Origin of the sequence: Roseburia sp. MSJ-14 (genome assembly GCF_018918225.1) — a bacterium.
Lineage (GTDB): Bacteria > Bacillota > Clostridia > Lachnospirales > Lachnospiraceae > Petralouisia.
In genome coordinates, this window is record NZ_JAHLQD010000050.1 from 159,526 (window position 1) to 185,131 (window position 25,606).

A 25,606-nucleotide genomic window follows, 5' to 3' on the forward strand; every position below is an offset into this window, starting at 1 on the left:
GCTGTTTCTCTTGCAAGCATAATTTATATTTTTTATCCAATATTTTTTAATACCACGGAAGAATGTGCCGGAAGTGACAAATTCAAATAGCCGCCATGCACTTCATAAATTACCGGTGCTACGGAATAGGAATCTCTTGTTGTATACATAATCTGTTCTAACTTCGTTTCCTTTTTCAATCCCGCTGCCCATACGGAAACTTTCATAGTTCGTTGTACTTCATCATTATTAAGCACTACCACAAACTGTTGCTCTCGGTTAAATCTTCCATAGCACATCATTTGATAGTCGCCGCCCATAAACTTCACTGAGCCTGTACGAAGTGCCTGATTTTCCTTATGAATGCGAATCATTTCCTTGTGAAATTCCAACAGTTCTCGATCCTCGTTGCCCCACGGGTAGGTTCTACGGTTATCCGGGTCTGTAAATCCACAAACACCCACTTCATCACCATAGTATACCGTTGGTGCCCCCGGCCACGTCATCTGTACCACTACCGCTTCTTTCATAATCCCTTTATTGATATTTTCTGACGCTGCACCGCTACCCAGGTTATCCACTCTTCCCACCTTATGGTTGGTTCTGGTTAAAAATCTGGAGTGATCGTGGTTGGACAATTCATTCATGGAACACTGTAACGACGGAGTTAAAAATCGCGCCATATAATAGTTCATGGCTCCTTCAAAATTCTGATAATTTCCCAACATATCCTGTCGGTAACCATCACTGTGTTTTTCCATTCCTGTCAAAAACCAGGTCAACGGTTCCATAAAGGCATCATAGTTCATAACCGTATCCCACTGGTCTCCTGCCAGCCAATCCACCGGGTCTCCATAATGTTCTGCCAGAATAATTGCATTCGGATTTGCTTCTTTTACATTTTTACGAAAATCACGCCAAAACTGATGATTATATTCTACAGAATGTCCCAGGTCTGCTGCAACATCCAAACGCCAACCATCTGCATTATAAGGCGGAGATACCCACTTTCTTGCGATTTCCATAATATAATCGTATAAATCTCTTGAACCTTCATAATTTAGCTTTGGTAAGGTGTCATGCCCCCACCAGCCGTCATAAGTCGCATTATAAGGCCACTGTCCTTCATCATGGAATTGGAAAAAATTACGATAAGGACTATCCGCAGAAATATATGCGCCTGTAGCATATCCTAATTCTTTTTCATAAATCAATTCTCTATCCAGCCATTTATTAAATGAACCACAGTGGTTAAATACACCATCCAGTATTACTTTCATGCCACGTTTATGTGCTTCCTCTACCACCTTGGCAAATAACTGATTGCTGGCTTCTAAGTTCTTATGATCTGTTACACGTTTAATATATTTACTTGCCTTAGAGTTATCTGTCTCACCCTGTGGCAGTACTTCACCACCGTCTTCTACAATCACACCATAATGAGGGTCGATAGAATCATAATCCTGGATATCATATTTATGGTTGGAGGGTGATACAAATAATGGATTGAAATAAATCACTTCTATTCCAAGTTCTTGCAGGTAATCCATCTTCTGCAAAACACCTGCTAAATCTCCACCATAGAACTCTCCCACGCCAAAACTTGCCGGGAACTTATTCCAACTATCTACCTGCTGACTGTAAATTCCGATATAATGATACTCATTTGTTTTAACATCATTGGTTGGATCTCCATTGTAAAAACGGTCAACCAATATCTGATACATAACCGCTCCCTTTGCCCAGTCCGGTGTAGAGAATCCCGGTACAATGGCAAAACTATATTCCGGTCTTACCTGTTGTGATACTCCCATTCTGTCATAGTAACAATGGAGCATTCCGGTGACCACTTCAAAATAATAGGAAAACTTTTCTGTTCCAAGCTGTACGGTAACCTGATAATAATCAAATTCGCCTTCACTTTCTGTCTTTTCCATCATAAATTGCTGTCCGTTGCTCCACAGCAGTACAATATCTACATTATCCCTGGCTGTACGAAATTTCAGTGTTACCTTTTCATTTTCCATTGGCTCCACCGGCTCTCGATAGTCCTTGGTACCATCTGCAAACAGCGCATACTTTCGCAGTAATGGACGCATCTGCATCATATATTGTTGTCTTTGGTTTAATTCATAAATTGAAAGTTGTTTCATAGACATGACCTCTCAGCTTACAGGATTTCCACTCTTTTCTTCATTCTAACGAATATTCTATTCTAAATCAAGTTAAAACCTACGATTTTACCATATCATAGGAAAATCATAACTTTCACACTTTAATGTAACACGGTGTTTCCTATGATATAAAAAAGGCAGCCATCGAACAGCTGCCTTTTTAGGAGAAGGTATTTTTACTATGGGGTGTAGCAAAAACTATATAATGTATTGGGGGGTTTTTACGTTAATTATAGTACCATACATCCATAAATAAGTGTGCACAAAGTTCACAAAAACCACCACTATTTTTTGTGCATGTTCTACAGTACCTTTTTCCTAATCTCAAAAATGCCCTCTTTATTTTGCACAACTTATGCTTCAAACAGTGCCTCAAACTCTTCTCTTCCAATTTTTTCCTTCTCAAGAAGAAGCTCTGCGCACTTGTGAAGAACATTTTCATTTTCGTTCAAAATCTTCTTCGCTTTTGCATAACACTCATCGATAATTCGTTTTACTTCCTGATCGATAATAGTTGCAATATTTTCCCCATATGCTCTGGCATGCGCAAGGTCTCTGCCAATAAATACTTCGTCATCATCATTATCGTAATTGATAAGACCTATATTTTCAGACATACCATACTTTGTAACCATTGCCTTAGCTACTCCGGTTGCCTGCTTAATATCCTGAGATGCACCTGTGGTAATATCATCGAAAATCAATTCTTCTGCCACACGTCCACCTAAATCTACAACAATTTCTTGAAGCATTCTTCCCTTGGTGTTAAACATTTCTTCACGTTCCGGTAATGGCATGGTATAACCTGCTGCACCTACACCGGTTGGAATGATAGATACAGAATACACCGGTCCCACATCCGGAAGCAAATGGAATAAAATTGCATGCCCTGCTTCATGGTAGGCTGTAATTTTCTTTTCCTTTTCCGTAATAATACGACTCTTTTTCTCTGCTCCGATTCCTACTTTTACAAAGGACTTACGGATATCATCCTGCACCACATAGGCACGGTCTTCTTTTGCTGCATAAATTGCTGCTTCATTCAATAGATTTTCCAGGTCTGCCCCTGTAAATCCTGCTGTTGTCTGAGCAATCTGTTTCAAATCCACATCATCACCCAACGGCTTGTTTTTGGCGTGTACTTTTAAAATCTCTTCTCTTGCCCCCACATCCGGTCTTCCAACATACACCTTACGGTCAAAACGTCCCGGACGCATAATTGCCGGGTCCAGAATATCTACACGGTTAGTTGCTGCCATCACGATAATTCCTTCGTTTACACCGAATCCGTCCATTTCTACCAATAACTGATTCAATGTCTGCTCACGCTCATCATGTCCGCCACCCATTCCTGTACCTCTACGTCTTGCTACCGCATCGATTTCGTCGATGAAAACAATACATGGCGCATTTTTCTTTGCTTCTTCAAATAAATCTCTTACACGAGAAGCTCCTACACCTACAAACATTTCTACAAAGTCAGAACCGGAAATACTAAAAAACGGAACTCCGGCTTCTCCTGCTACTGCCTTTGCCAGTAATGTCTTTCCTGTTCCGGGAGGTCCTACTAATAATACACCCTTTGGAATTCTTGCACCAAGCTTTGTATACTTTCTCGGAGCTCTTAAGAAGTCTACTAATTCCTCTAATTCTTCTTTTTCTTCTTTTAAGCCCGCAACACTTCCGAAGTTTACCTTTTTATTTTCATCCGTAGTCATTTTCGCACGGCTCTTACCGAAATTCATCATTTTATTGCCGCTACCGCTAGCTGCCGCCATACGATTAGACATAATAATATAAAAGATAAATAATATTCCAAATAAAATCAATGTAGGGAGAATGGATATCAACCAATTTTCCTGTGGCATTTCTTTTACCTGATACTGTGAAAAGTCATGCTCTTTCATAGTATCCTGAATTGCATTTACATCAGATAAATATAAGGATACATCTGTGGTTTTATCATCCTTATTTTTTATTGTAATGGTGGCTTCTCCACTAGGCACTTCACGATTCTGGGAAATGATGACAGACTTTACATTTCCTGCATCCAAATCCTCTTCAAACTGTGCATAAGTATAATTGTTTGTCTGACCCAAACCGGCAGAACTGTCTTTCAACAGCCACAATAAAGCAAGGATTACGATGACACCGATGTATAATCCAAATGCCTTATTTCTTTTCTGTGTATTCATGTACACACCTCCTCTTTTTCTATCTATATTTAAGCTTCTAATTCCACAATTCCAATGTATGGGAGGTTTCTGTAATGCTGCATATAGTCTAATCCATAACCTACTACGAATTCGTCAGGTATTGCGAATCCGGTATAGTCCACCTGAACTTCTACCACTCTTCGTTCCGGCTTATCTAAAAGTGTACAAAGGTGCAAGCTCTTTGGCTTTCTACTCTTTAAGTTCTCCATCAAATAACTCAGGGTTCTTCCGGAATCAATAATATCTTCTACAACCAGAACATTTTTTCCTTCAATTGCCTCATCCAAGTCTTTGATTACTTTTACTACACCACTGGACTTTGTATCATTTCCATAACTGGATACGGACATAAAGTCAATAGAAACCGGAACTGTCAGCCGTTTTGCCAATTCACAGGTGAAAAATACCCCACCCTTTAACACACTTACCAGGTGTACTTCTTCTCCCTTATAAAACTCACTGATTTCCTTTGCCATCTCCAGAATTCTTTTTTCTATTTCTTCTTCTGAAATTAATACGCGAATATTTTCACTCATGAATATTTCCTCCGTCAATCTGTATTTCCAAAATTCTTTTTGTATGCTCTGTTACTTTTACATCTTCGCCAATGCGATGTCCAATCACCCAGACAAGATGTTCTTCATCCGCTAACAGCAATATTTTTTCCCGCTGTTTACAAGGTACCTTTTCATCTATCAGATACTTTTTCAATTTTTTTCTTTCTCCCCGAGTATTAATAATAAAATAATCCTTTTCTCTACGAGTTCGTAAGTGCATACTTCCTTTTATTTTATCATAATCCAACCATTTCGTATACATTTTTTGCGGAATTTCTTGATTTTGGATATTTCCTTCTATGATTCTTGTATGAATGCAATATCCCAATTCCGGTATCTCCACAAACTCCCCCGGCACAACTTCCCATGTATTTTGAAGAATTTTCTCAACATCCTCCTGTATCTTATGAATCAAAATGCCTTCGTATGTCCGCTCTGCTTCTAATTCATAGGGTAAATTCACTTTTTTTCCTACTTGTTTTTCCAGTAATTCCAAGACCTGGCAGATATGCACATTGGAAATATCTTTGCTGCTCCCTGCCCTTCTTGTAATTGCCTGATATAACACCTTTTTCTGTATCAGATATTTTTCTTTCCGTAACCGCTCTGATACCAGAATATCGTTATCTTTTTCACAAACGCATCGTTCCCACGCTTCCCGGGTAAGCTGTTCTACCAGTTCTTCTAACTCCTGTGCCTTTTCTGCCACCTGATTCATATGCCCTATTGCCTGTTGATTAATTTGAACCAATTCCGGCAACACCTGATGTCGGATACGATTCCTGCTGTACTCTAATTCCTTATTGGTCTCATCCATGCAATAGGCTTGCCCCTGTTCTTTCAAATAAGCCTCAATTTCTCTGCGTTCCACACATAGCAATGGACGTATCACGTTTTCCCTCACCGGGAGAATTCCGCACAAGCCTTTTAGGTCTGTGCCTCTCGCCAAATGAAACAGCATGGTTTCGGCAGAATCATTTTGATGATGTGCTACTGCAATTTTATCTGCTGAAAATTCCTTTGCCGCTTCTTTAAAATATCCATAACGCAGCTCTCGCGCCCCTTCTTCTACGGTCATCTTATGTTCTTTTGCGTATTTTTCTGCTTTACAATGATATACCTTACATGGAATTTTATGTATTTTACAGAAATTTTCTACAAATTGGGCATCTTCCTCGCTCCCTTTCCCACGAATTCCATGTTCTACATGCACTACACAGATTTCAAATTTTTGCGTAATACACAGTTGAAACAACACCAATAACAGGCACATAGAATCTGCCCCTCCGGATACCGCAACTAATATGCGTTCTCCTTCTTTTATCATATGATGTTGTTCCATAAACTCCAGTACTTTCTTTTGCATTTATTTCTCCCATATGCCAGCTACCAGCACTGTCATATCGTCTGGTACCCTTCCTGCTGTAAATAATAAAATCCGTTCCAACACTTCCTTTGCCAATTGTCCCGGATGATTGGTTTCTATTGTTTCTAATATCTCTCTTAGCGTTTCTTCCGGTGCCGGAACCCGCAGGTAATCCAGCACTCCGTCTGTTACCAATATCACAAAATCTCCATCTTTTAACTGCCTTGATGATTTTTCTATCTCTATTTGCTGAAAAATCCCTGCCGGCAGCGTTGTAGAAGAAATACACTCTACTTCTTCCCCGTGTTTGATAAAGGTGGTAGCCGCTCCTATTTTATAAAAATCACATTTCCCACTATATAAGTCGATATCTGCCATATCTACCGTGGAAAACATTCCGTCTTCTCCCTGAATTACCATGGCTGAATTCATCATACGAATTGCCGTTTCTTTCTGAAATCCCGTCTCCACAAACTTCTCTATTAACTCTATCACCATTTCGCTTTCCTTACAAGCACTGATTCCGGAGCCCATTCCATCGGACAATGCCAGCACATAATCTCCCCCATCTAGTTCCAACACGGAAAAACTATCCCCTGACACCTGGGCATTATCCTTGGTAAGTCGCGCTACTCCATGCAAACCGTGAAACACGGTATCCTCCTCAAAGGTCAAATATGCCTCCTCTTTTCCCACCAGAGAACGCACATACTTGCCCGGTACCATGGTCCGCTTCATTCCCTGAGTTACCCCTTTTGCAATTTCCTTTATGGTAACACAGTTTCCCCATTTGGAACACACTTTCATTTGCAAGGATAATCTTCCATTTTGTCTTTCATAGAGATGAATATCATTTACAACGATTCCTCGCTCTTTTAATCGATATTTTACCGAAGCCAACACTCTGCCTTTGGATTCGCTTACATCAATATATTCCTTGGCACAGTCCTCCATGATATCTGCCATAGCATCCAACTGCTGTGCTATCACACCTCGATTTTCCAAAAGACGGTTGTACCAGGAAAGATTCAGCTTTGCCTTTTCAAATACTCCGGTTGCTTCTTCAATAATGGTATCGGAGTAGGGGCAATAGTGTTTTAAATCCTGTTGCACCTCTTCTTCTGCTACTCCTCGTTTTTCCAACGAATGTATCAAACGATAAAATACCTCATACATGGGGCTGGTATCTTCCTGCCAGCAGATTGCACACTGATTACAGGACATGCAGATTTTTCCGGCAATCTCCTGCTGCATTTTCCCCATTTCTTCCGGCTCAAAATTGCTCTTATATTGATTCATTCTGGAAAATATCTGAGACAACCCGCTAAATGATTTCGCATAGGATTGCAACTTCTCCCCATGTTCCGGCGTAGTGGTTCCCGTTTTCGCTTCTCTGCTTTTTTTCCAGGGAATACTTTCTTCTAAAAAATAATGGATTATCGGTGATGCAAGCAATACAACGCCTGCAATCAGCAGGGACTCCAGTCCTCCCATCCAAACCACGGCACGATTTCGTATCTGAAGCACTTCACCTGCTATGGTTATCAAAAACATACTTGCCGCCATGGAGATTGCCCCCACCCATGTACGGCAGGTTTTGTCTGCCCACTCAATCAACTTTATGACTACTGCGGTTACTAAAATTGCCATGGTATACTTCGCCATAGCTTGTACCGGTATAAACAGCGCCATTCCAAATATAGAAAAAATCAACAGTAGTGTCCGATTGATTTCCTCCATATATGCAACTGTGAAAAATGCCGGTATCATTGGAAAGCATCCTACAAACTCCACTTTTCCTACCAGCACTGCCAATGCATAGATTCCAATTTCTTTCCACTTTCTTTTATTCATTTTGTCTATCCTCCTTCTGCCCGTTTTTGACGTGCAGGAGTTATTATAAAAAGTCTTTTCTAAAATCTTTGTCAAACCAAAGACGCTTTTTCAAAAACTTTTAGACAAAAAAATCCTTAGAACCGCTGGTTATGGCGATTCTAAGGAACTTATGCTGTTTAAGAAATTCATCTATTTCCCCTTATCTGAACTTTCCTTGAAAATAACCTCATTGGAATATACCAATCCTAATTTTGTCTTCGCAATCTGCTCTATGTACTCCTTGGTGGTTACATATTGCTCATATTCCTGAATCTCTTCCTGACGTTGCTGTTCCGATTCTAACTGAGCCTTTAACTGTGTCTCTTTCTTCTTATATCCTTCATTCTTTTCGTACAAGGAAATAATTTGAACAGACATCACACCTAGCAAAATCATTACAATTAAGGTAATGGATACCATTCCTGCTTTATTTTGTTTTCTCTGACGGCGCATGCGCATTCTCTGCACACTGGAACTTCTTGCCCGTTCTCGTTCTTTCATCTAATCGCCCTTCCCTCTTTTACCGTTTACATAACCCTATTTTAAACGTTCTCCATACTTTTTTCAATTGCTTTTTTAAAAAACGTACTACTTTTTTCCTAGTTTTTCTTAAGAAACTTAATGGTCTATGAAATAAATGTGCTATCCACGCAAAGGGTCTGCTCACAATGAAGAGTATTTTTTTCAGTAAAAAAACACTCCCTTTTACTACAAAACGGCTTAAGAAACTATTGTATATTACCATTCCAACTAAAACGCCACCAATGACAAATCCTCGAATATATCCGCTATTTTCCTGATAAAGCATGGCAAACAACGCCAATGCACTGGCAATCCAAAATAGCATATCTTCGATTCCTACCCAAAGAACTCCATGGGAAATAAGTCTTCTGAAAATCCGTATCTGGTCATACACCAGTAAAATTAACATTCCCATCACTACGGAAATTCCCAGTACATCTGCTTCTTTTATAATTGTTGCACTGATTTCCATTATTTAAACAGTCTTCCCAAAAGGGATTCTCCCTGTTTTGCTGCCGTTTTTACATCTGAATAGGTCAGGCTGTCGATTCTCCCTTCAATATCTATCTCACCTTTTTCCAGGGTTAATCGCTTTACATGAAGGTCTGTTCCCTTAATCATCAACATTCCCAGCTCTGTTTCTAACAATATTTCGCCTACGTCAAAAGATAGTACATCTATCACACCATTCAGCACTCCACTTTTCCGATTGGATATTATAATTTTATGTGCTTTTTGCGCTGACATCCGTTCTTCCATAAAAAATCCTCCTTCCATATTTTCGGCTTTGGATTGTCCCTTTTAAATATATGAAAGAGGTATTTTTTTATGCCTATGATTTCCTACACATAACGAAAGAGCTCTTTTGCTTCTTCCTTCTTGCTGGTATCCTGTAAATCCAATACTTCTACTTTCACATTCTTGGTTCCGAACATGATTTCAATAATATCTCCCACTTTTACATCCAAAGATGCCTTGGCAACCTTGCCATTTACAGTAACTCTTCCTGCATCACAGGCTTCGTTTGCTACTGTTCTGCGTTTAATAATACGGGATACCTTTAAAAACTTGTCTAATCTCATATCTGTTCATCCTTTCTATGTTTTTCCTATTACATATAAAAAAGAGTCCGCTTGTCGGACTCTTTCGCGCCCGAGCGGTGTCGTTTACGACTAATTTCTTCTCCGCGAGGTTCGCTTCCTTAGCGGAGCGTTTTTCATGTAATAGGACGCAATTTCCTATTACATGAAGAAAGGACCTTCCACTCAACTTGGAAGGCCCTTTTAAATGCTATTTTAAACAATTAATGTATTATGCATTTACCATATCTTTTAAAGCTTTTCCTGCTTTGAACTTAGGAGCTTTAGAAGCTGCGATTGTCATTTCTTTTCCTGTCTGAGGATTTCTTCCTGTTCTAGCTGCTCTTTCGGAAACTTCAAAAGTACCGAATCCAACTAACTGGATTTTTTCACCCTTCTTTAATTCTTCTGCAACTACGTCTGTGAAAGCCTTTAATGCTTTTTCTGCATCCTTCTTAGATAATTCAGTTTTTTCAGCCATTGCTGCAACTAATTCTGCTTTGTTCATGACAAAATTCCTCCTCTGGATTCTCTTCTCTAATATAAATTATATTTAGGTTATACTCTCTATCAAAGTAAATACTCTTCTAGCTGATTACCTACAAACATATTTATACTTGTTTTCCTCTGCTTTGTCAAGAAAAATTCCATATTTATGGGCTTTTTAAAGGTTTTTATGAAATCTGCCGAAATATGAATTTTTACTTTGTATACTTTTTCTCTTGCTTTTTTTGATATTTTAATGTAGTTATGCCCAATTTAGAGCATTTTATCTATCATTGCAAGAACTTCTTTTCCTAATTTTTCAGATTTTTCATCTGCATCTGCAAGAGAAGTACCCTTTACACCATAGTAAAACTTCACTTTAGGCTCTGTACCGGAAGGTCTTACACACATCCATGCATCATCTGTTAAATCATAATACAAAACATTTGAACTTGGCAATCCGGTTGCTGTTACTTCTCCTGTTTCCATATTTTTAATGGTATCTTTTTTATAATCTCTTGCAGAAACCACTTTATATCCACCGATTTCAGATGGTGTATTTTCTCTTAAAGTATTCATGATCTTCTGAATTTTTTCCAGACCTTCGATACCTTTTAAGGTAATTGCCTGCACATCGTCCTTATAGTAGCCATAACGCTCATACATTGCAATCATAGCATCCCACAAAGTCATATTTTTTGTTTTATAGTAAGCCGCAGCTTCACATAAGGTCATTGAAGCAACCACTGCATCCTTGTCCCTTGCATAGGTTCCGGTAAGGCAGCCATAGCTTTCTTCCATACCGAATAAGTATGTTCCATTTCCCTTGGTTTCAAATTCTAAGATTTTCTGTCCGATAAACTTAAATCCGGTCAACACTTCTACTAATTGAATACCATAATATTTTGCAATAGCATCTGCCATATTCGTAGAAACGATGGATTTGATAAATGCGCCATCCTTTGGCAATCCTTCTTTTTCTTTTCTCTGGCTGATGACATAATCACCGATTAAACATCCTGACATGTTACCTGTCAAACTGTGATATTCTCCGGTCTTTGCATCTTTTACATAAACTCCAAGACGGTCAGCATCCGGGTCTGTTGCTAAAATCAAGTCTGCATCTACCTTTTTGCCAAGCTTTAATCCTAATTCAAAGGCTTCTGCTGCTTCCGGATTTGGATAGCTTACGGTTGGGAATTCTCCATCCGGAAGTTCCTGCTCCGGTACTACATAAACATTGGTAAAACCAAGTTCTTTTAATACTCGGCGTACCGGAATATTTCCGGTTCCATGAAGTGGTGTGTATACAATCTTTAAGTCTTTTCCTACTGCATCAATGGAATCCTGATGCAATACAAGACTCTTTAATTCTGCAATATATGGATCATCAATGTCTGCTCCAATGGTCTGATATAATCCTTCTGCCTTTGCAGCTTCTTTATCCATGGTCTTTACCGTTGCATAATCGGTTACTTTTTTTACTTCATCCATGATTCCCTTGTCATGAGGTGGTGTAATCTGTGCACCGTCTTCCCAATATACTTTATAACCATTATATTCCGGTGGATTATGGCTTGCGGTAATGTTGATACCTGCAATACATCCTAATTTGCGTACTGCATAAGATAATTCCGGTGTTGGACGTAAGGACTCAAACACATATGCCTTAATTCCATTTGCATTTAAGCATAAAGCTGCTTCATCTGCAAATTCCGGAGACATTCTTCTGGAATCATATGCAATTGCAACACCTTTTTTCTGTCCATTCACAGATGCAATATAGTTTGCCAATCCCTGTGTTGCTTTTCTTACTGTATAAACGTTCATGCGATTGGTTCCCGCGCCAATCACACCACGAAGTCCGGCAGTCCCAAACTCCAGATCCATGTAAAAACGTTCTTCGATTTCTTTTTCGTCGCCTGCAATATTCCGTAATTCTGCTTTGGTAGCTTCATCGAAATACGGATTATTCAGCCATTCTTGATACATCTCTTTATATCCCATTTCTTCCTCCTATTGATTTTATGATATACTATTTTATGATATACAGATTCATAATACTTCAAATTCGGGATTTTCTCAATAGGTGTTACCACAATTTTTAAAGGAAGTTAGTTGGTACTACTGCCCTGGGAGGTGGATAATGTACCATTTCGGATTTGTTGAATCAGTTGTTGTACTGCTTCTTCCTGTGCTTTTGCACTATCCGTGGTAGAACTTTGTGTTCCTGACTGATCTGTGTTTTCTGTACTCGACTGTGTAGCCTCTGCGGCTGCTTCTTCTGCCTCTTCTTCCTCTTCTGTTGTCAAAAGCTGTATCTTTAAATTAGCACTTTCTGAATTTACCACTAATGTTCTTTGCCAGTCTGCATATCCATCTGCCTTAGCGGTTAATGCATACCTGCCATACTTTAACGTTAACGGCTGAGACAAATCCACTTGTTGTCCATTCAGATAAAGCACTGCATTTTCAGGCTCTACGGCAAAGGTAATCGAACAGTATTTTGGTCCCTCACCTTTTAATTCTTCCAAGTTTACCGTTGTCTCTCGATTTGCTTCTATGGTCACTTCACAATTTCCACCATACCCATCATTTGCTACAGATAACAAATACGTTCCTTCCGGTACTTCAATTCGCATATCTTTCTGGATATCCACAGACAATATGTTTCCAATGGTAATGTTTCCACCTTCAAACATCTCTGTATTCTGTAAAACTACCGTTCCATGTCCACTTGTTACCTGAATCGCATAAATTTTTTTATCAATTCCTTTTAAGCAAAGTGTATCCCTTTCACTGATCTCTGCCATAGAGATTCGATTATTATGATAAAACACCTGAACATCATCATCATAGTAATAACTGTTCTTTCCTACAGTAATGGTTTTTGCATCTGTATCTACGGTAAAATTATGCACATCTGCATAGGTAAATATTTCGTCTGACACCTGTATGGATTTTACCGTATTTTTCTGTAATGCTACGTTTACCATTTCTCCTGCTTCTAACTGGTTCATGGCAATACTGTTTCCATACTTATCCTTGATATAAGTAGCTCTGGTATAATCATATTCTTTTTCTTGCTGCTCCTTATATCCTTTTAGCACAATCTTACTTTGTTCTGTATTAAGTCCCGTAATAATAAATAATTGCTCTTCCTGTGTGGTATTTTCTTCCTCTTTGGACTTTTCTTCCTTCTGGTCTTTTACATACACTTCTCTGCCATCTGTCAGCCCCTGACTTTTATTTCCACAGCCAACTGCCATCAAACATATACTTAATAATAACAAACTTCGTATTTTTTTCTTTTGCAACATTGTTCTCCTCTTTCCACTTGCACATGTTAATACATATCCCCAAAAGCAACTACGCACGCAGTACCCGTTCAAAAAAGCTATGCTTACATTATACCTTTTTCTTCATTAAAAGTAAAAAGTTTTCTCGTGCTTCGTTTTGTCCTATGATTTTTTCTAATTTTTCTAAATTTCTCCCACATACCCATGCTTTACTGGAATTAAAATAGTGATTTGCAATCTTCCAGAATTTCTCCGGATATGCCAGGCGAATATATAATTGCTTTAATTCCTCCGAAGTCATCGGTCTTACTTTTTCATAGGCTGCAAGCATATCTACCCCCAGTCCCATATTCCAGTTATGCTTTTCCATGATTTTTCGCATAAAATTTCCCAAATCTCCTGCCTGCACATCATAAGAGGCTCTTTCAAAATTCAGTACAACCAGTCCCTGGCGGGTAAAAATCACATTATGCTGATTATAATCTCCATGACAGATGCCATATAGCAAACTGGTACCCGCCTGTTGCAATTCTTTTTCCTGTAATTCCATTACCTGTCTGGCTTCTTCATAAAACATAGGATAACTACGCAAGAACTCTTGCTCAAAGCGGTTTTTCTTTTTTCTGGAATACACATAGTTACGGACTTTTTTTAATTCTCTGGTGTGTTTTTCATTTTCAAGCAACAGAGTATTATCCTGTACCTGAAGGTACTCCGGTATCTCCAGTGGAAATTCACGCATTACTTTATGTAACTTCGCCAAACGCTGTACCGCACATAATATGTCTTCTCGGTTCTTGGTATCACATTCTCTTCCTTCGTACCAGTCACGCACCATGTATGCGGTACCGTCCGTATCAATTGTAATTGTCTTTTCTTCTTTATTTTTTACAATACAATCAATGCTTTCTTGTCCTTGCTCCTTTAAAAATTCCAGCAAACCATATAAAAATTCTGCTCTGCCTTCTGAACCTTTATATTCCTTTAAAATTTTAAGCCCTTTGTCGGTATCACAAATCAGAGCTCCTCTGCCTTTTATTGTCTGCTTTACTTCAAATGGATACTGTTCTAAAATCTGGTTTTCTCGATTATACACACAAAACCCCTCCACATCGTATTCACAGTTTATTTCCTGCGTCTTTCTATACATATGTAAAGGGGTTCTATTCTATTCAATTTTTTATCCGCTTCATCAAAATTTCTTTTTGATTATCTTCCGGGTACTCTAACACATGGGAAAGCATCTGATCTAAGATATTACCAACTTCTTTTCCCGGTTTAACTCCTGCTGCAAGCAAGTCTTTTCCTGTTACTGCAAGGTCTTTTAAGGTTAAACACTGTCCTTTTTCCAGAATTTCTTCATACATTCTCTGATATTCTGCAATATAAGCAAGTTTCTCATCGCGCTTATAAAGATTTTTCCCCATTGTATCTGCCCGTTTTACCGCAAATAATGCGGGATATTGTTCTAATCCCGTCTTATGGATGGCTCTGCGAATTGCTACCGGCTCTAATGAAGGCATGTCATCATGATGCTTTATCAATGCAGTTACCTTGCGAATGGTATCGTTGTCAAACTTTAATCTTCGTAATATGTCTTTTGCCATTTCTGCACCCTTTGCCGGATGTCCATAAAAATGATATATGCCCTGTTCATCTACACTTTTGCAAACAGGCTTTGCCACATCATGCAATAACATGGTCAAACGAAGTATCTTATCCTGCGGACTGTTTTTCACTGTTTCTATGGTATGCTCTCCTACATTATAGCAATGATGTTTGTTATTCTGGGGTGTCTTTATCATGGCATCAAATTCCGGCAAAAACACCTTAGTCAGTCCCGTTTCATAAGCCGTCATAAACTCTTCCGGATGGTTAGATACCAATAACTTCACTAACTCTACCTGTATACGTTCTGCACTGACTTTTGAAAGGTTTCCCGCTAATTCTACAATGGCTCTTTTGGTATTTTTTTCAATGGAAAATCCAAGCTGTGCCGCAAACCGTACCGCCCGCATCATGCGAAGGGCATCCTCCCCAAAACGTTCTTCGGGATTTCCCACACAGCGAATAACTTTTTTCTCCAAATCCTCGATTCCGCAAAAGGCATCCACCAAGCCGTCCTTTTCATTATACGCCATGGCATTAATGGTAAAGTCCCGTCGTTTCAAATCCTCAATTAGATTGGAAGTAAACACCACTTCCTTCGGATGCCGTCCATCTTCATATTCTCCGTCAATACGATAAGTTGTGACTTCAAATCCTTCTTTTTCCAGCATAACGGTTACTGTTCCGTGCTGAATCCCGGTATCTATGGTTCTTCGAAAAAGCTCTTTTACCTGCATGGGATTTGCCGAGGTTGTGATGTCCCAATCCTCTGGTTTTCTTCCTAAAATAGAATCCCTGATGCAGCCGCCTACTGCATAAGCTTCGTAGCCGGCATCCATCAGGGTATCAATTACATATTTTACTTTTTCAGGCAATTCAATTACCATTTATACTCTCCTACTGACACAGAGCTGCCACCACTTGATTGATGACTTTTCCGTCTGCCTTTCCTTTTAATTCTGCCATAACAGCTTTCATAATCTGTCCCTTATTCTTAGTTGCTACAACATCTGCAAACTTTTCTGTAATGTATGCTCTTACTTCTTCTTCTGACATCATAGCAGGTGCATACTCTTTGATTACATTATATCTGAACTCATATTCTTCCTTTAAGTCTGTTCTTTCTGCCGGACAGGTATCAATCTGTTCTTTTGCTGTTTTTAATTCCTTTAAAATAACACGGTCTGTTAATTCGTCCGGAATATCTTCTCTGCATCCTTCATCAATTGCTACCTTTTTTACTGCTGAAACCAGGGAAGAAATTGCTTCTTTTCTATTTTTATCCTTTGCCTTCATTGCTGCAATCATGTCTTTTCTTAATGTTTCAATATTCATTTCTATTTCCTCCTAAACTATTTTAAACATCTTCTTATAATACACGCCGTACGGTAATAATCGGTCGGTATGTTGCATTGTCATAAGCCACAATTCCATATGCGGTTCCTTTCGCATGTACAATCTGTCCATTTCCCATATAGATTGCCACATGGCCTGCATAACAGATTAAATCTCCCGGCTGGGCATTTTCATAACTTACTTCTTGTCCTACAGAACGCTGTGCATAGGAATAACTTGGAATACTGATTCCAAAATGACCGTACACATAGCTGGTAAATCCGCTACAATCTGCTCCGGTATTTGGGTCTTTTCCTCCCCATACATATGGATTACCCACAAAGTTCAGCGCATACTGTACCACAGCACTTCCGCTGACACTGGTAGTATGTGCCGGATTTAAGTTCTGTCCTCCGGAACTTCCGGTGTTACTGTTTCCACCGGAATTACCGCTACTGGAGCCTGTCCCACTGTGACTGTTATTATTTTGATTTGCTGCCGCCTGTGCTGCTGCACGAGCTGCCTGCTCTCTTTCCTGGGCTTCTCGTTCTTCTTCTTTTGCAATTACGGTATTTTGCTCACTAATTGTATCCTGATACTGAGCGGCAAGTGCTTGTGCCTGTTTTAACTTTTCTCCAAATCCATCCATGCTGTTTTGCTTCTTGGCAATGGTGTTCTGGTAATTCGTAGCTGCTGTCTGATAATCTGCCTGTGTCTGCTGCAACTGGGCAACTTCTGTCTCCTGCTGTTGCTTCAAGGCTGCAACCTGTTCCTTTGTCTGCTGATAAGTTACTAGTAGCTGCCTATCATAGCTATACATTTCATTAAAGTATTCTACACGATTCAGCATATCAGAAATGTTATCTGCTTCTAAAAAGCTGGTAATCATAGTAGAATCTCCGTTTTCGTACATAAACTGGATTCTCTTTTTCATTGCCTCATACTGATTTGCCTCATCTGCCTGTGCCTGAGCCAATTCTTCCTGCGTCTGGGCAAGTTCATCCTGTTTGGTAGCTAATTCTTCCTCCAATGTACTCAAGTCAATCATAACTTGTACCAATTGGGAATCTAATTGATCTATTTCATTTTGAATTGACTGCTGCTCCTTTTGGATTTTATCAATCTCTTCGTTCTTTTTATCTAAATTTTCCTCTGCCTCTTTCTTCTTGTTCTGTGCATCGGTTTTCTTATTCGCAAATGCTACCGTAAACTGTGAAAAACACAATACTACCACTAATAAAGCGGCTGCAAGTCTTTTGGATTTCATTTCTTTCCCCTTTCTCACATCTACATTTCAAAGTTTCATACGAAACAATTATAGCATTATCTTTTATTGATAGCAACCGAACCTGCTTTGAAAATTGTGGAAAATTTATTACATACGTTCTAACCGCTCCATTGCCTTTTGCAACATTTCTATGGTAATTGGATACGGATAGTGTCGCACATCAGACATTTTGGGAATTCGTTCCATGGTTTCTTCAAACTCTTGGGTAGTAATTCCGATGTCTTTTAATTTTAACGGCAATCCCAATTCTTGATTCAAATGGTATATTTTTTCAAATTCTTCTTCCTGTCCATCACACAGCAATGCATATAATACACCGAATCCCACTACTTCTCCATGCAAATGCTCTTTTTCAATAACCGGATATACTGTCAATGCATAGAAAATGGCATGGGCAAGCCCACTGTTATAATCCGGGGTAAAGTCTCTGGTTAAGAAAATAGACGCTACGCCTGTGGTTACCACAATAGAGAGGACTGCCTGCTCTAATTCATAGGAACAGATGCCCTTTTGATTATCCTGATATGCCTTTCCGCCATATTGCACCAATGGGTCTAAGCACATACGACTGACCGCTACTCCAAGTGCTGTAAAATGTGGAAGTTCTTCTCCTCTTGAAGAAATCGTTGCTTCGTAATATTTTGCATAAGTATCTCCTATGCCTGCCCAAAGATACTTTTCCGGTGCTTTTGCAATAATTTCCGTATCGATAAAGGCATGATTAGATGGTTTTGTAAAAAAATGTGGCTTTAAAAAAGTACCATCCTCATTGTACATAATAGACACAGACGTACACGCAGCACAATTGGATGCAATGGTTGGAAAGGTGAAGATTGGCTTATTATCATCAATGCAAAGGCATTTGCAGGTATCTAAGCATTTTCCGCCTCCTACTGCAAACACCATATCTGCCTTTTTGTATTCTTCTAAGGTTCTTAAATGCTCTACATTTGCATAGGTACAATCATTTCCGTAATACTCATGTCCTACCGGTTCAAATCCTGTTTCTTTCATTGCCTTTAACAACTTCATTGCAACTGCTTCATAGGATTTTACTCCGCTGATAATAAGAACTTTTTTCCCGAAAGGACTACATATTTTTTCTATTTGATTGTAAATATCACTGCCGATAGAATAACTTGGCAGGTGCATCTCATAATTTTCCAACTTCATCTATGTCTTCCTCCACTTCTTTTCTATGATTACTCTTCGCCGGAGAGCAAAATTCTGTCGTTATCAAATTCCTTTTGCTTTTTCATGGAATACATTTGAATTAAGTCTTCCATGGACATATTTTCACGTTCTTTTCCGTTTACATCCAAAATAATCTCACCGGAATCCAACATAATGGTTCTGCTTCCGGTGCTTAATGATTGTTTCAGGTTATGTGTAATCATCATAGTAGTAATGTTATTTTCTGCCACGATAGTCTTTGTAATCTCCATGACCTTTTCTGCTGTTGCCGGGTCCAAAGCTGCTGTATGTTCATCTAACAGCAATAATTTCGGAACAGACAGGGTACACATTAAAAGCGTTACTACCTGACGCTGTCCACCTGACAAAAGTCCGATTTTTGTTTTCATACGGTCTTCAATTCCCATGTGATATCGTGCCAGGTTTTCTCGGAAAAATGCCGTCTTCTTTTTCGTAATTGCAGAGGAAAACGGATTGGCATGGCGTTGGGATCTTGTGTAAGCAAGTGCCAGATTTTCCTCAATTGTCATGTGTGGTGCTGTTCCCTTCATAGGGTCCTGGAATACTCGACCAATTTCTCTTGCTCTCTTATGTTCACTTTTATAAGTAATATCTTCGTTATCTAATAAAATTTTTCCGTCATCTACCATAAAGCTACCGCAAATAGCGTTAAACAGCGTACTTTTTCCTGCCCCATTGGAACCTACTACGGTTACAAACTCTCCTTTTTTCAAAGAAAGACTCATGTCTTTGATTGCCACATGTTCATTGACTGTTCCTTTTTCAAATACTTTGGTAATATTCCGTATTTCTAACATTATCTTACCGCCTTTCTTTGTTTGCTTTCCGCAGCTTTTTGTTTGATTGCAGGAATTGCCAGTGTAATGGCTACAATCAGTGCACAGGTAAATTTCATCAGGTTCGCACTCTTTTCTCCGAAAAGATTCTGTCGAATAACAAATGCCACGATTAACTTATATAATACGGAACCAAGTACCGCAGATAATACACCAATTGCCGGACCACGTTTTCCTAAGATTGCTTCTCCAATGATTACTGCTGCAAGACCGTAAATCAATGTTCCGTTTGCTGTGTTAATGTCGGAGTAACCAAGGCTCTGGGATGCCATCGCTCCGGCAAGCCCAATTAATGCATTGGCAATCATAAGTCCAATGATTTTTGTTCTGTCTACGTTTATAGAAGAAGCACTTACCATATCCGGATTATCCCCGGTTGCCCGTACACAAAGACCGATATGTGTACGGAAAAACCAAACAATAATACATAATACTAAAATTACAATACCAAGACTTACCACTGCTTTTACCACGCTGGTTTCGTATTGTCCACGAATCCCCAAAAGTTCTTTTACCTTTTCAAATACGGTATTTTTATCATAACTTAAGTTTGTGGTTGCCCCCTTTTCTGTTAAGGAATAACAAACCAAATTGATGGAATACAGACCACTCATGGTAATAATTCCTGCCAATACCGGATGCACTTTTAACTTTGTCTGCAAACATCCGGTAATGACTCCTGCCAAAGCTCCTGCTAAAATTCCTGCTAAAAGTGCCAATACCGGATGTCCCTGCAAGGAAACCAATACGGACACCACTGCACCAAAGCCAAAGCTTCCTTCCGTTGTCAAATCCGGAATATCTAAAATTCGAAGGGATATATAAATTCCCATTGCCAATAATCCATAAATCAATCCATCCGGCAGATTTGATAAGTAATATTGTAATTCAATCATCTTTTTATCCTCTTATTCTAATACATTTACTTCATAGGCTGTTTGAATTGTATCCTGAGTTAATCCAAGTGCTTCCATTGCTGTCTTATTTACAGAGCAATAATCAATTCCGATTACTTTTGAAGGTATCTCTTCTAACTTCTTTCCTTCTAAATACTCGATTGCCATATCTGCTGTTTTTCTTCCGATTCCCTTGTCATCAATTGCTAAGGTTGCAAAACATCCGGATGCTACTGTAGTTGCGGAAGAACAATAAGTTGGGATTTTCTTTTCATTACAAATCTCGACTAATTTTTCTACTCCATCCTGAATAATAGAATCGTTTGGTACGAAAATTGCCTGTGCGCCATCACTAATCAAAGCATTTACTGCTGTTTCAATATCCGCAGATGTTGGAGCTGTTGCTACGGTATAAGCAATCTGCTCAGAATCTAAATATTTCTTACACTGCTCTATAGTATTTGTTGCATTGTCTTCGTTTCCGCTATAAATCAATCCGAATTTTTCTACCGGTGTAGTTGCTTTTGCAAGTTCAAAAATCTCAGATACCGGAATTGCATTAGATGTTCCGGTTGCATTTTTATCTGGGTTTTCCATATCACTTAATACACCTGCTGCCACTGGTGCAGATACGGCACAGAAAAATACCGGTGTATCAGACTCTGCGTTTACAAATGCCTGTGTAGATGGAGTTGCAATGGTAAATACCATGTCATAAGTTCCGTCTGTCATATTATTTACAATGGAAGTAAGTGCAGATGCATCTCCTGCTGCACACTGATAATCAAACTCTGTATTTTCCTCCGTGTAACCTTTTTCCTTCATCTCATCTAAAATGCCTTCTTTCATATCTGTGAAAGCACCGTTTTCTACCATTGTGACAATTCCTATTTTCTTTTTATCCCCACTGGATTTGTCAGTACTCTTTCCATCTCCACATCCCACTACTAATGTAGCTGCACAAACAGCTGCCAATAAAACACTCAACACTTTCTTTTTCATTTCTTTTTCCTCCTCTGAATACGTTTTCTTATCATGTAATACTATGGTGAATAGATTTTCTTATTTGGCATTAAGTAAGTTTTTCTCTGATTATCTCTGATTAAGCAGACTTAGAATTGCAAGCAATTCTAAGTTCGCGTTGCTCCTGCCCATGTCACATTACAAAATTTTCTGTAAACAGAAATTTTGTAATATTCCACGTTCAGTCTGCTTAATCACGCAAAAAAGTCCTTATTTCTACATCATGTAAAAATAAGGACAAGTTATCAATTAAACCTGCGGTACCACCTTGCTTGATTCTTATGGAATCCACTCTCTTAGTAATGCCATCACATCACCTGTCTTTAACGCAGACATTACGTCTCAGATACTCAGCCTATGCCTTTCCCTTCGCCCTCTACAGCCCATGTATCCAAACACTACCTACCGGTTTCCACCATCCCGGTTCTCTGTACGGGCCCTTTTGTATACCTTCTCTGTATCAGCGGTTTCATTTTTTCACTTGTGGGTATTATAGTCTGTAAATTTCCATTTGTCAATACTATTTTTTTATTATCTTTATCCTACTGTCTTTATAATGAGAATCTTATCTCCTGCTTTTATCTGCTCGGAAGACAATTGATTGGTGCTTACAATATCTGAAATAGTCGTATAATTTTCCTTGGCAATATCCCACAAACGATCTTCATCCTTAGCAATATATCCAATGATTCCCGGACTTTCCTGCAATGCTTCCATATCTAATGGTTCTTCTTCTACCTCGGTCATTTTTTTCACTTCCTGTTGCTCAAATACAATACTGTTTAAGTTAATGACCGCCTTTACTTCTACCTGTGTACTATCCGTCATGACAGTTGTCATTTGATCAATTCCTGCCTGCAAATGATATCTGCAATTTTTGCGAATTCCCGGCACTTCAATTAAGTAATGAAACGGCAGCACATCCCGCATGGAAGCCACCGGCATCTTATCATCCGTAGTCACATAAAGAATTCCTACCTGAAGTGTTCCTTCTACCTGAATTCCATCTGTTACAATTTCAGTCTGCTCTACTACTGCCTTTCCTTCGCTTGCACATATCTGTAAAATCGGCTCCTGATTTTGATCTGTATTCATCTTTTCTGTAATTCTGCATTTGGAAAAATTCCGAAGCAACAACTTTTCAAATACAGCGTCTTCATAAATAGGTGTTAGCTTGGATTCAATGGAATAAATATCTTCTACCATACGATTTTCTTCTTCAGAAAAAATCTTAAGCTCCAAATCCAATACCAGCTCTAAATGAAGCATTCGCTCTTCCCCGTCATAATCCGGCTTTGCTTCTAACTCAACCCCGGAAATATGATAAGAAATATCACTTATCATATCTTCTGTACTGCCGGGACAATCAATCATTCCTACAAACGGCAAAGCATTTTCTACCCATTGCAGACGTTCTTCTTCATCTTCTCCCTCATATAATACAAAAATCAGTGCCTCGCCCTTGATATTTAACTGATTTTCCCCTAAACGCATTTCTACACCGCGAAGCTGTACACTTTTCCATAATATCTGGTGAATATTAGGCTTGTTAGATGGAAGTACAATTTCTTCTTTAAAACGATAGGTATCTTTTTGAGATAATAACAGTGCCATGGCTGTCATGGAATTTTCCAATACCTGAAGCTTCTCATTTTCCTCTGCCCCTGTCACCAATTCTTCATCGTAATTTTCGTCTACCACTGCCTTCAGCATCACAAGTGCCTTCACGCTTACTTTTCTGGAGTTGATGATACCAAGGGATAAATCTTCCATTTCCCATGTGATTTTTGCTGTATCGTACTCATTGATACCCTCCATGGTAAGACTTTCCTGAAAAGGTATTTCTCCGGTAAGGCTGTCAATTTTCCCTGTATCCTGATCGCTCCGATACAACATGGAAAATTTTAACACCCCCTTTAGCCACACATGATCCTGTGTAATATTTGTCTCATCAAACCGAATTTCTCCTCTATCCATAATAATTCGCAGCAAATCCGGCTTTACATCGGGAACATTAAAATCATCGTCTAAGGTAATCTGCGTCACCGCTTCACCCTTTTCCCGACTCATATGTATATATTTTTTCTGTAATTCCAAATTAAAAACGCTCCTACTCTGAACTTTGTACATTCTATTCAAAGTAGAAACGTTTTATTCATTCTAACACAACTTCATTCTAACATCCCTTGTAAGTACATCGGCATAGCTAAAAGACAATACCTGTGGATTCTCATTCTCATCATTGACCTGAATGGTAAATACACAAGGATACGCGCCCTTAATGACCCCTTCCTGAACATCTACCCTATTTCTTCCACGGTCTAACTGAATCAGAACTTTGTTTCCTAACTGCTGCAATACAGATGCTCTTACTCTGCGAATATCTTCCTGCTTTACAATCATATTTCCACCCCATTCTTTTTTGGTCTTCTAGCCCCTTATTATGTCAATTTCATTATTTAGTATAGCACTGTAATAAAGTATTGTCAATTAAAATTTTCATAAATGTACTAAAAATTTTACAACTTGGTTAGCATTTTAAATTTTCTGTCGCTCGCTTGTTTTACAACCGAACAAATGTGTGGTATAATTTTTCTAAATCCAGTACAAATGTTTGTATAAAAACAGGAGGTTTCCCATGGAACGACTTATTTTTCATATTGACGTGAATTCTGCTTACCTTTCTTGGACAGCAGTGGAAAACTTAAAAAATGGAGATTCCGTAGATTTGCGGGAAATTCCTGCGATTATTGGTGGCGATATGGCAAGCCGTCATGGAATTGTATTGGCTAAGTCTATCCCTGCTAAGGCCTATAAAATAACTACCGGAGAACCTGTTGCTCATGCACTGCAAAAATATCCAAAGCTGGTAATGGCTCCGCCTAACCACAAGCTTTACAGTCAGTACAGTCACCGCCTTATGGAACTTCTAAGGACTTTTTCCCCTGCCATTGAACAGGTAAGTATTGATGAATGTTATATGGATTTTACGGATTATATAAAGAATTATAACAGCCCTATAGACGCTGCCACCAAAATTAAAGATACCGTGCGTAATACCTTTGGTTTTACTGTAAATGTTGGTATTTCCAATAATAAATTACTTGCTAAAATGGCCTCCGACTTTCAAAAACCAGACCGTGTACACACTTTATTTCCGGAGGAAGTTCCTAAGAAAATGTGGCCACTTCCCGTCCGTGACCTCTTTATGGTAGGTAAGTCCGCTGCTGCCACTTTGGAAAAGCTGGAGATTCTTACCATTGGTGACTTAGCACATACCGATGTGTCCATCTTAGAAAGTCATATGAAAAGCCATGGCAGACTCATTTGGGAATTTGCCAATGGCATAGACGATTCCCCGGTTCAAACACAAGAAGTGGAACTAAAAGGTGTAGGAAATTCCACCACGCTTTCTAAGGACGCTGAGACTTCTGCCGATGCCAAAAAAGTGCTTCGTGCCCTGTGTGATCAGGTCTCTTCTCGTCTTAAAAAGTACGGACAACTTGCCGGAATGGTTAGTACGGAAATTAAATACGCCACTTTTACCAATGTGTCTCACCAACGGCAACTTCCTAATGCCACTGATGATGCAGCCACTTTATACCATTACGTCTGTCTTTTGTTTGATGAGCTTTGGAATGGAGAACCCGTTCGCCTCTTAGGGGTACGAACCTCAAAACTCACTTCTGACCCAGAGCCTGTTCAAATGAGTCTTTTTGATTTACCGAAAACCCAAAAGGAACAAAAGGCTGACAAAGCCGCCGAAGAATTAAGAAAACGATTTGGAGATAGCATTATAAAAAAGGGCGTATAAAATACCCAACAAAAAACTTCCGAGAAGTTTGACTTAAC

Annotated in this window: 23 protein-coding genes; 1 reads left to right on the forward strand and 22 read right to left on the reverse strand. The window is 39.1% G+C overall.

The genetic code is table 11. The features are described from left to right. Positions 1-32: 32 nt before the first annotated feature. The 22 genes from KQI83_RS14185 to KQI83_RS14290 all read right to left on the reverse strand — a co-directional run bounded on the left by KQI83_RS14185 (position 33) and on the right by KQI83_RS14290 (position 24,157). The gene (locus KQI83_RS14185; RefSeq protein ID WP_216559434.1) at positions 33-2,132 is read right to left on the reverse strand and encodes a glycoside hydrolase family 13 protein; all 2,100 of its coding nucleotides are present in this window, start codon (positions 2,130-2,132) and stop codon (positions 33-35) included. 374 nt (positions 2,133-2,506) lie between these two features. Continuing rightward, positions 2,507-4,348 (reverse strand): ATP-dependent zinc metalloprotease FtsH, encoded by a 1,842-nt coding sequence (gene ftsH, locus KQI83_RS14190; RefSeq protein ID WP_216559436.1) that lies wholly within the window; start codon positions 4,346-4,348, stop codon positions 2,507-2,509. A 29-nt stretch (positions 4,349-4,377) separates the two neighbouring features. After that, positions 4,378-4,905: a hypoxanthine phosphoribosyltransferase gene (gene hpt, locus KQI83_RS14195; RefSeq protein ID WP_216559438.1), complete on the reverse strand. Its 528-nt coding sequence runs from the start codon at positions 4,903-4,905 to the stop codon at positions 4,378-4,380. Beyond that, complete coding sequence (gene tilS / locus KQI83_RS14200) at positions 4,898-6,292, reverse strand: tRNA lysidine(34) synthetase TilS (RefSeq protein WP_216559440.1); 1,395 nt, start codon at positions 6,290-6,292, stop codon at positions 4,898-4,900. Before tilS ends, hpt begins: the two co-directional genes overlap by 8 nt. Then, complete coding sequence (locus KQI83_RS14205) at positions 6,293-8,146, reverse strand: SpoIIE family protein phosphatase (protein WP_216559442.1); 1,854 nt, start codon at positions 8,144-8,146, stop codon at positions 6,293-6,295. It lies immediately after the preceding gene. 171 nt (positions 8,147-8,317) lie between these two features. Next, on the reverse strand, positions 8,318-8,668 hold the full coding sequence (locus KQI83_RS14210) for a septum formation initiator family protein (RefSeq protein ID WP_216559444.1): 351 nt from the start codon (positions 8,666-8,668) through the stop codon (positions 8,318-8,320). Between the two features lie 19 nt (positions 8,669-8,687). Further along, a complete protein-coding gene (yabQ, locus tag KQI83_RS14215; protein WP_216559446.1) occupies positions 8,688-9,161 on the reverse strand; it encodes a spore cortex biosynthesis protein YabQ in 474 nt (157 codons plus the stop codon). Next, positions 9,161-9,448, reverse strand: a complete 288-nt coding sequence (gene yabP, locus KQI83_RS14220; protein WP_216559448.1) for a sporulation protein YabP — start codon at positions 9,446-9,448, stop codon at positions 9,161-9,163. The genes yabQ and yabP overlap by 1 nt, the downstream gene beginning before the upstream one ends. 83 nt (positions 9,449-9,531) lie before the next feature. After that, on the reverse strand, positions 9,532-9,771 hold the full coding sequence (locus KQI83_RS14225) for an RNA-binding S4 domain-containing protein (RefSeq protein WP_216559450.1): 240 nt from the start codon (positions 9,769-9,771) through the stop codon (positions 9,532-9,534). 229 nt (positions 9,772-10,000) lie between these two features. Next, on the reverse strand, positions 10,001-10,276 hold the full coding sequence (locus tag KQI83_RS14230) for an HU family DNA-binding protein (RefSeq protein ID WP_216559452.1): 276 nt from the start codon (positions 10,274-10,276) through the stop codon (positions 10,001-10,003). Positions 10,277-10,527: 251 nt separating this feature from the next. After that, positions 10,528-12,261: a phospho-sugar mutase gene (locus KQI83_RS14235; protein WP_216559454.1), complete on the reverse strand. Its 1,734-nt coding sequence runs from the start codon at positions 12,259-12,261 to the stop codon at positions 10,528-10,530. 107 nt (positions 12,262-12,368) lie between these two features. Continuing rightward, the gene (locus KQI83_RS14240; RefSeq protein ID WP_216559456.1) at positions 12,369-13,574 is read right to left on the reverse strand and encodes a hypothetical protein; all 1,206 of its coding nucleotides are present in this window, start codon (positions 13,572-13,574) and stop codon (positions 12,369-12,371) included. An 88-nt stretch (positions 13,575-13,662) separates the two neighbouring features. Continuing rightward, positions 13,663-14,649: a CotS family spore coat protein gene (locus tag KQI83_RS14245; protein WP_330622441.1), complete on the reverse strand. Its 987-nt coding sequence runs from the start codon at positions 14,647-14,649 to the stop codon at positions 13,663-13,665. A 76-nt stretch (positions 14,650-14,725) separates the two neighbouring features. Further along, a complete protein-coding gene (locus KQI83_RS14250; RefSeq protein ID WP_216559458.1) occupies positions 14,726-16,048 on the reverse strand; it encodes a CCA tRNA nucleotidyltransferase in 1,323 nt (440 codons plus the stop codon). A gap of 10 nt (positions 16,049-16,058) precedes the next feature. Further along, on the reverse strand, positions 16,059-16,496 hold the full coding sequence (locus KQI83_RS14255) for a GatB/YqeY domain-containing protein (RefSeq protein WP_216559460.1): 438 nt from the start codon (positions 16,494-16,496) through the stop codon (positions 16,059-16,061). Positions 16,497-16,530: 34 nt separating this feature from the next. Next, positions 16,531-17,763 (reverse strand): C40 family peptidase, encoded by a 1,233-nt coding sequence (locus tag KQI83_RS14260; protein WP_216559462.1) that lies wholly within the window; start codon positions 17,761-17,763, stop codon positions 16,531-16,533. Between the two features lie 108 nt (positions 17,764-17,871). Continuing rightward, positions 17,872-18,957, reverse strand: coding sequence for an iron-containing alcohol dehydrogenase family protein (locus KQI83_RS14265; protein ID WP_216559464.1), 1,086 nt, complete (start codon positions 18,955-18,957; stop codon positions 17,872-17,874). A gap of 29 nt (positions 18,958-18,986) precedes the next feature. Then, positions 18,987-19,796: an ABC transporter ATP-binding protein gene (locus KQI83_RS14270; protein WP_216559466.1), complete on the reverse strand. Its 810-nt coding sequence runs from the start codon at positions 19,794-19,796 to the stop codon at positions 18,987-18,989. After that, complete coding sequence (locus KQI83_RS14275) at positions 19,796-20,731, reverse strand: ABC transporter permease (protein ID WP_216559468.1); 936 nt, start codon at positions 20,729-20,731, stop codon at positions 19,796-19,798. Before KQI83_RS14275 ends, KQI83_RS14270 begins: the two co-directional genes overlap by 1 nt. A 12-nt stretch (positions 20,732-20,743) precedes the next feature. Continuing rightward, complete coding sequence (locus KQI83_RS14280; RefSeq protein WP_216559470.1) at positions 20,744-21,733, reverse strand: ABC transporter substrate-binding protein; 990 nt, start codon at positions 21,731-21,733, stop codon at positions 20,744-20,746. A gap of 558 nt (positions 21,734-22,291) precedes the next feature. Continuing rightward, entirely contained in the window at positions 22,292-23,851 is a 1,560-nt protein-coding gene (locus KQI83_RS14285; RefSeq protein WP_216559472.1) for a DUF3794 and LysM peptidoglycan-binding domain-containing protein, read from the reverse strand. A gap of 63 nt (positions 23,852-23,914) precedes the next feature. Further along, entirely contained in the window at positions 23,915-24,157 is a 243-nt protein-coding gene (locus KQI83_RS14290) for a Veg family protein (protein WP_216559473.1), read from the reverse strand. A gap of 235 nt (positions 24,158-24,392) precedes the next feature. Between KQI83_RS14290 and KQI83_RS14295 the strand changes: the two genes are divergently transcribed. Continuing rightward, positions 24,393-25,568: a DNA polymerase Y family protein gene (locus tag KQI83_RS14295; RefSeq protein WP_216559474.1), complete on the forward strand. Its 1,176-nt coding sequence runs from the start codon at positions 24,393-24,395 to the stop codon at positions 25,566-25,568. Positions 25,569-25,606 lie beyond the last annotated feature (38 nt).

Excerpts from the sequence above, each read along its gene's own strand:
- KQI83_RS14210 (WP_216559444.1), bottom strand. The coding sequence starts at position 8,668 with ATGAAAGAACGAGAACGGGCAAGAAGTTCCAGTGTGCAGAGAATGCGC.
- KQI83_RS14295 (WP_216559474.1), top strand. The coding sequence starts at position 24,393 with ATGGAACGACTTATTTTTCATATTGACGTGAATTCTGCTTACCTTTCT.
- KQI83_RS14255 (WP_216559460.1), bottom strand. The coding sequence starts at position 16,496 with ATGAATATTGAAACATTAAGAAAAGACATGATTGCAGCAATGAAGGCA.
- yabP (WP_216559448.1), bottom strand. The coding sequence starts at position 9,448 with ATGGAAGAACGGATGTCAGCGCAAAAAGCACATAAAATTATAATATCC.
- KQI83_RS14235 (WP_216559454.1), bottom strand. The coding sequence starts at position 12,261 with ATGGGATATAAAGAGATGTATCAAGAATGGCTGAATAATCCGTATTTC.
- yabQ (WP_216559446.1), bottom strand. The coding sequence starts at position 9,161 with ATGGAAATCAGTGCAACAATTATAAAAGAAGCAGATGTACTGGGAATT.
- tilS (WP_216559440.1), bottom strand. The coding sequence starts at position 6,292 with ATGCAAAAGAAAGTACTGGAGTTTATGGAACAACATCATATGATAAAA.
- KQI83_RS14230 (WP_216559452.1), bottom strand. The coding sequence starts at position 10,276 with ATGAACAAAGCAGAATTAGTTGCAGCAATGGCTGAAAAAACTGAATTA.
- KQI83_RS14290 (WP_216559473.1), bottom strand. The coding sequence starts at position 24,157 with ATGATTGTAAAGCAGGAAGATATTCGCAGAGTAAGAGCATCTGTATTG.
- KQI83_RS14260 (WP_216559462.1), bottom strand. The coding sequence starts at position 17,763 with ATGAAATCCAAAAGACTTGCAGCCGCTTTATTAGTGGTAGTATTGTGT.
- hpt (WP_216559438.1), bottom strand. The coding sequence starts at position 4,905 with ATGAGTGAAAATATTCGCGTATTAATTTCAGAAGAAGAAATAGAAAAA.
- KQI83_RS14205 (WP_216559442.1), bottom strand. The coding sequence starts at position 8,146 with ATGAATAAAAGAAAGTGGAAAGAAATTGGAATCTATGCATTGGCAGTG.
- KQI83_RS14270 (WP_216559466.1), bottom strand. The coding sequence starts at position 19,796 with ATGTTAGAAATACGGAATATTACCAAAGTATTTGAAAAAGGAACAGTC.
- ftsH (WP_216559436.1), bottom strand. The coding sequence starts at position 4,348 with ATGAATACACAGAAAAGAAATAAGGCATTTGGATTATACATCGGTGTC.
- KQI83_RS14240 (WP_216559456.1), bottom strand. The coding sequence starts at position 13,574 with ATGTTGCAAAAGAAAAAAATACGAAGTTTGTTATTATTAAGTATATGT.
- KQI83_RS14185 (WP_216559434.1), bottom strand. The coding sequence starts at position 2,132 with ATGAAACAACTTTCAATTTATGAATTAAACCAAAGACAACAATATATG.
- KQI83_RS14275 (WP_216559468.1), bottom strand. The coding sequence starts at position 20,731 with ATGATTGAATTACAATATTACTTATCAAATCTGCCGGATGGATTGATT.
- KQI83_RS14225 (WP_216559450.1), bottom strand. The coding sequence starts at position 9,771 with ATGAGATTAGACAAGTTTTTAAAGGTATCCCGTATTATTAAACGCAGA.
- KQI83_RS14265 (WP_216559464.1), bottom strand. The coding sequence starts at position 18,957 with ATGAAGTTGGAAAATTATGAGATGCACCTGCCAAGTTATTCTATCGGC.
- KQI83_RS14280 (WP_216559470.1), bottom strand. The coding sequence starts at position 21,733 with ATGAAAAAGAAAGTGTTGAGTGTTTTATTGGCAGCTGTTTGTGCAGCT.
- KQI83_RS14250 (WP_216559458.1), bottom strand. The coding sequence starts at position 16,048 with ATGGTAATTGAATTGCCTGAAAAAGTAAAATATGTAATTGATACCCTG.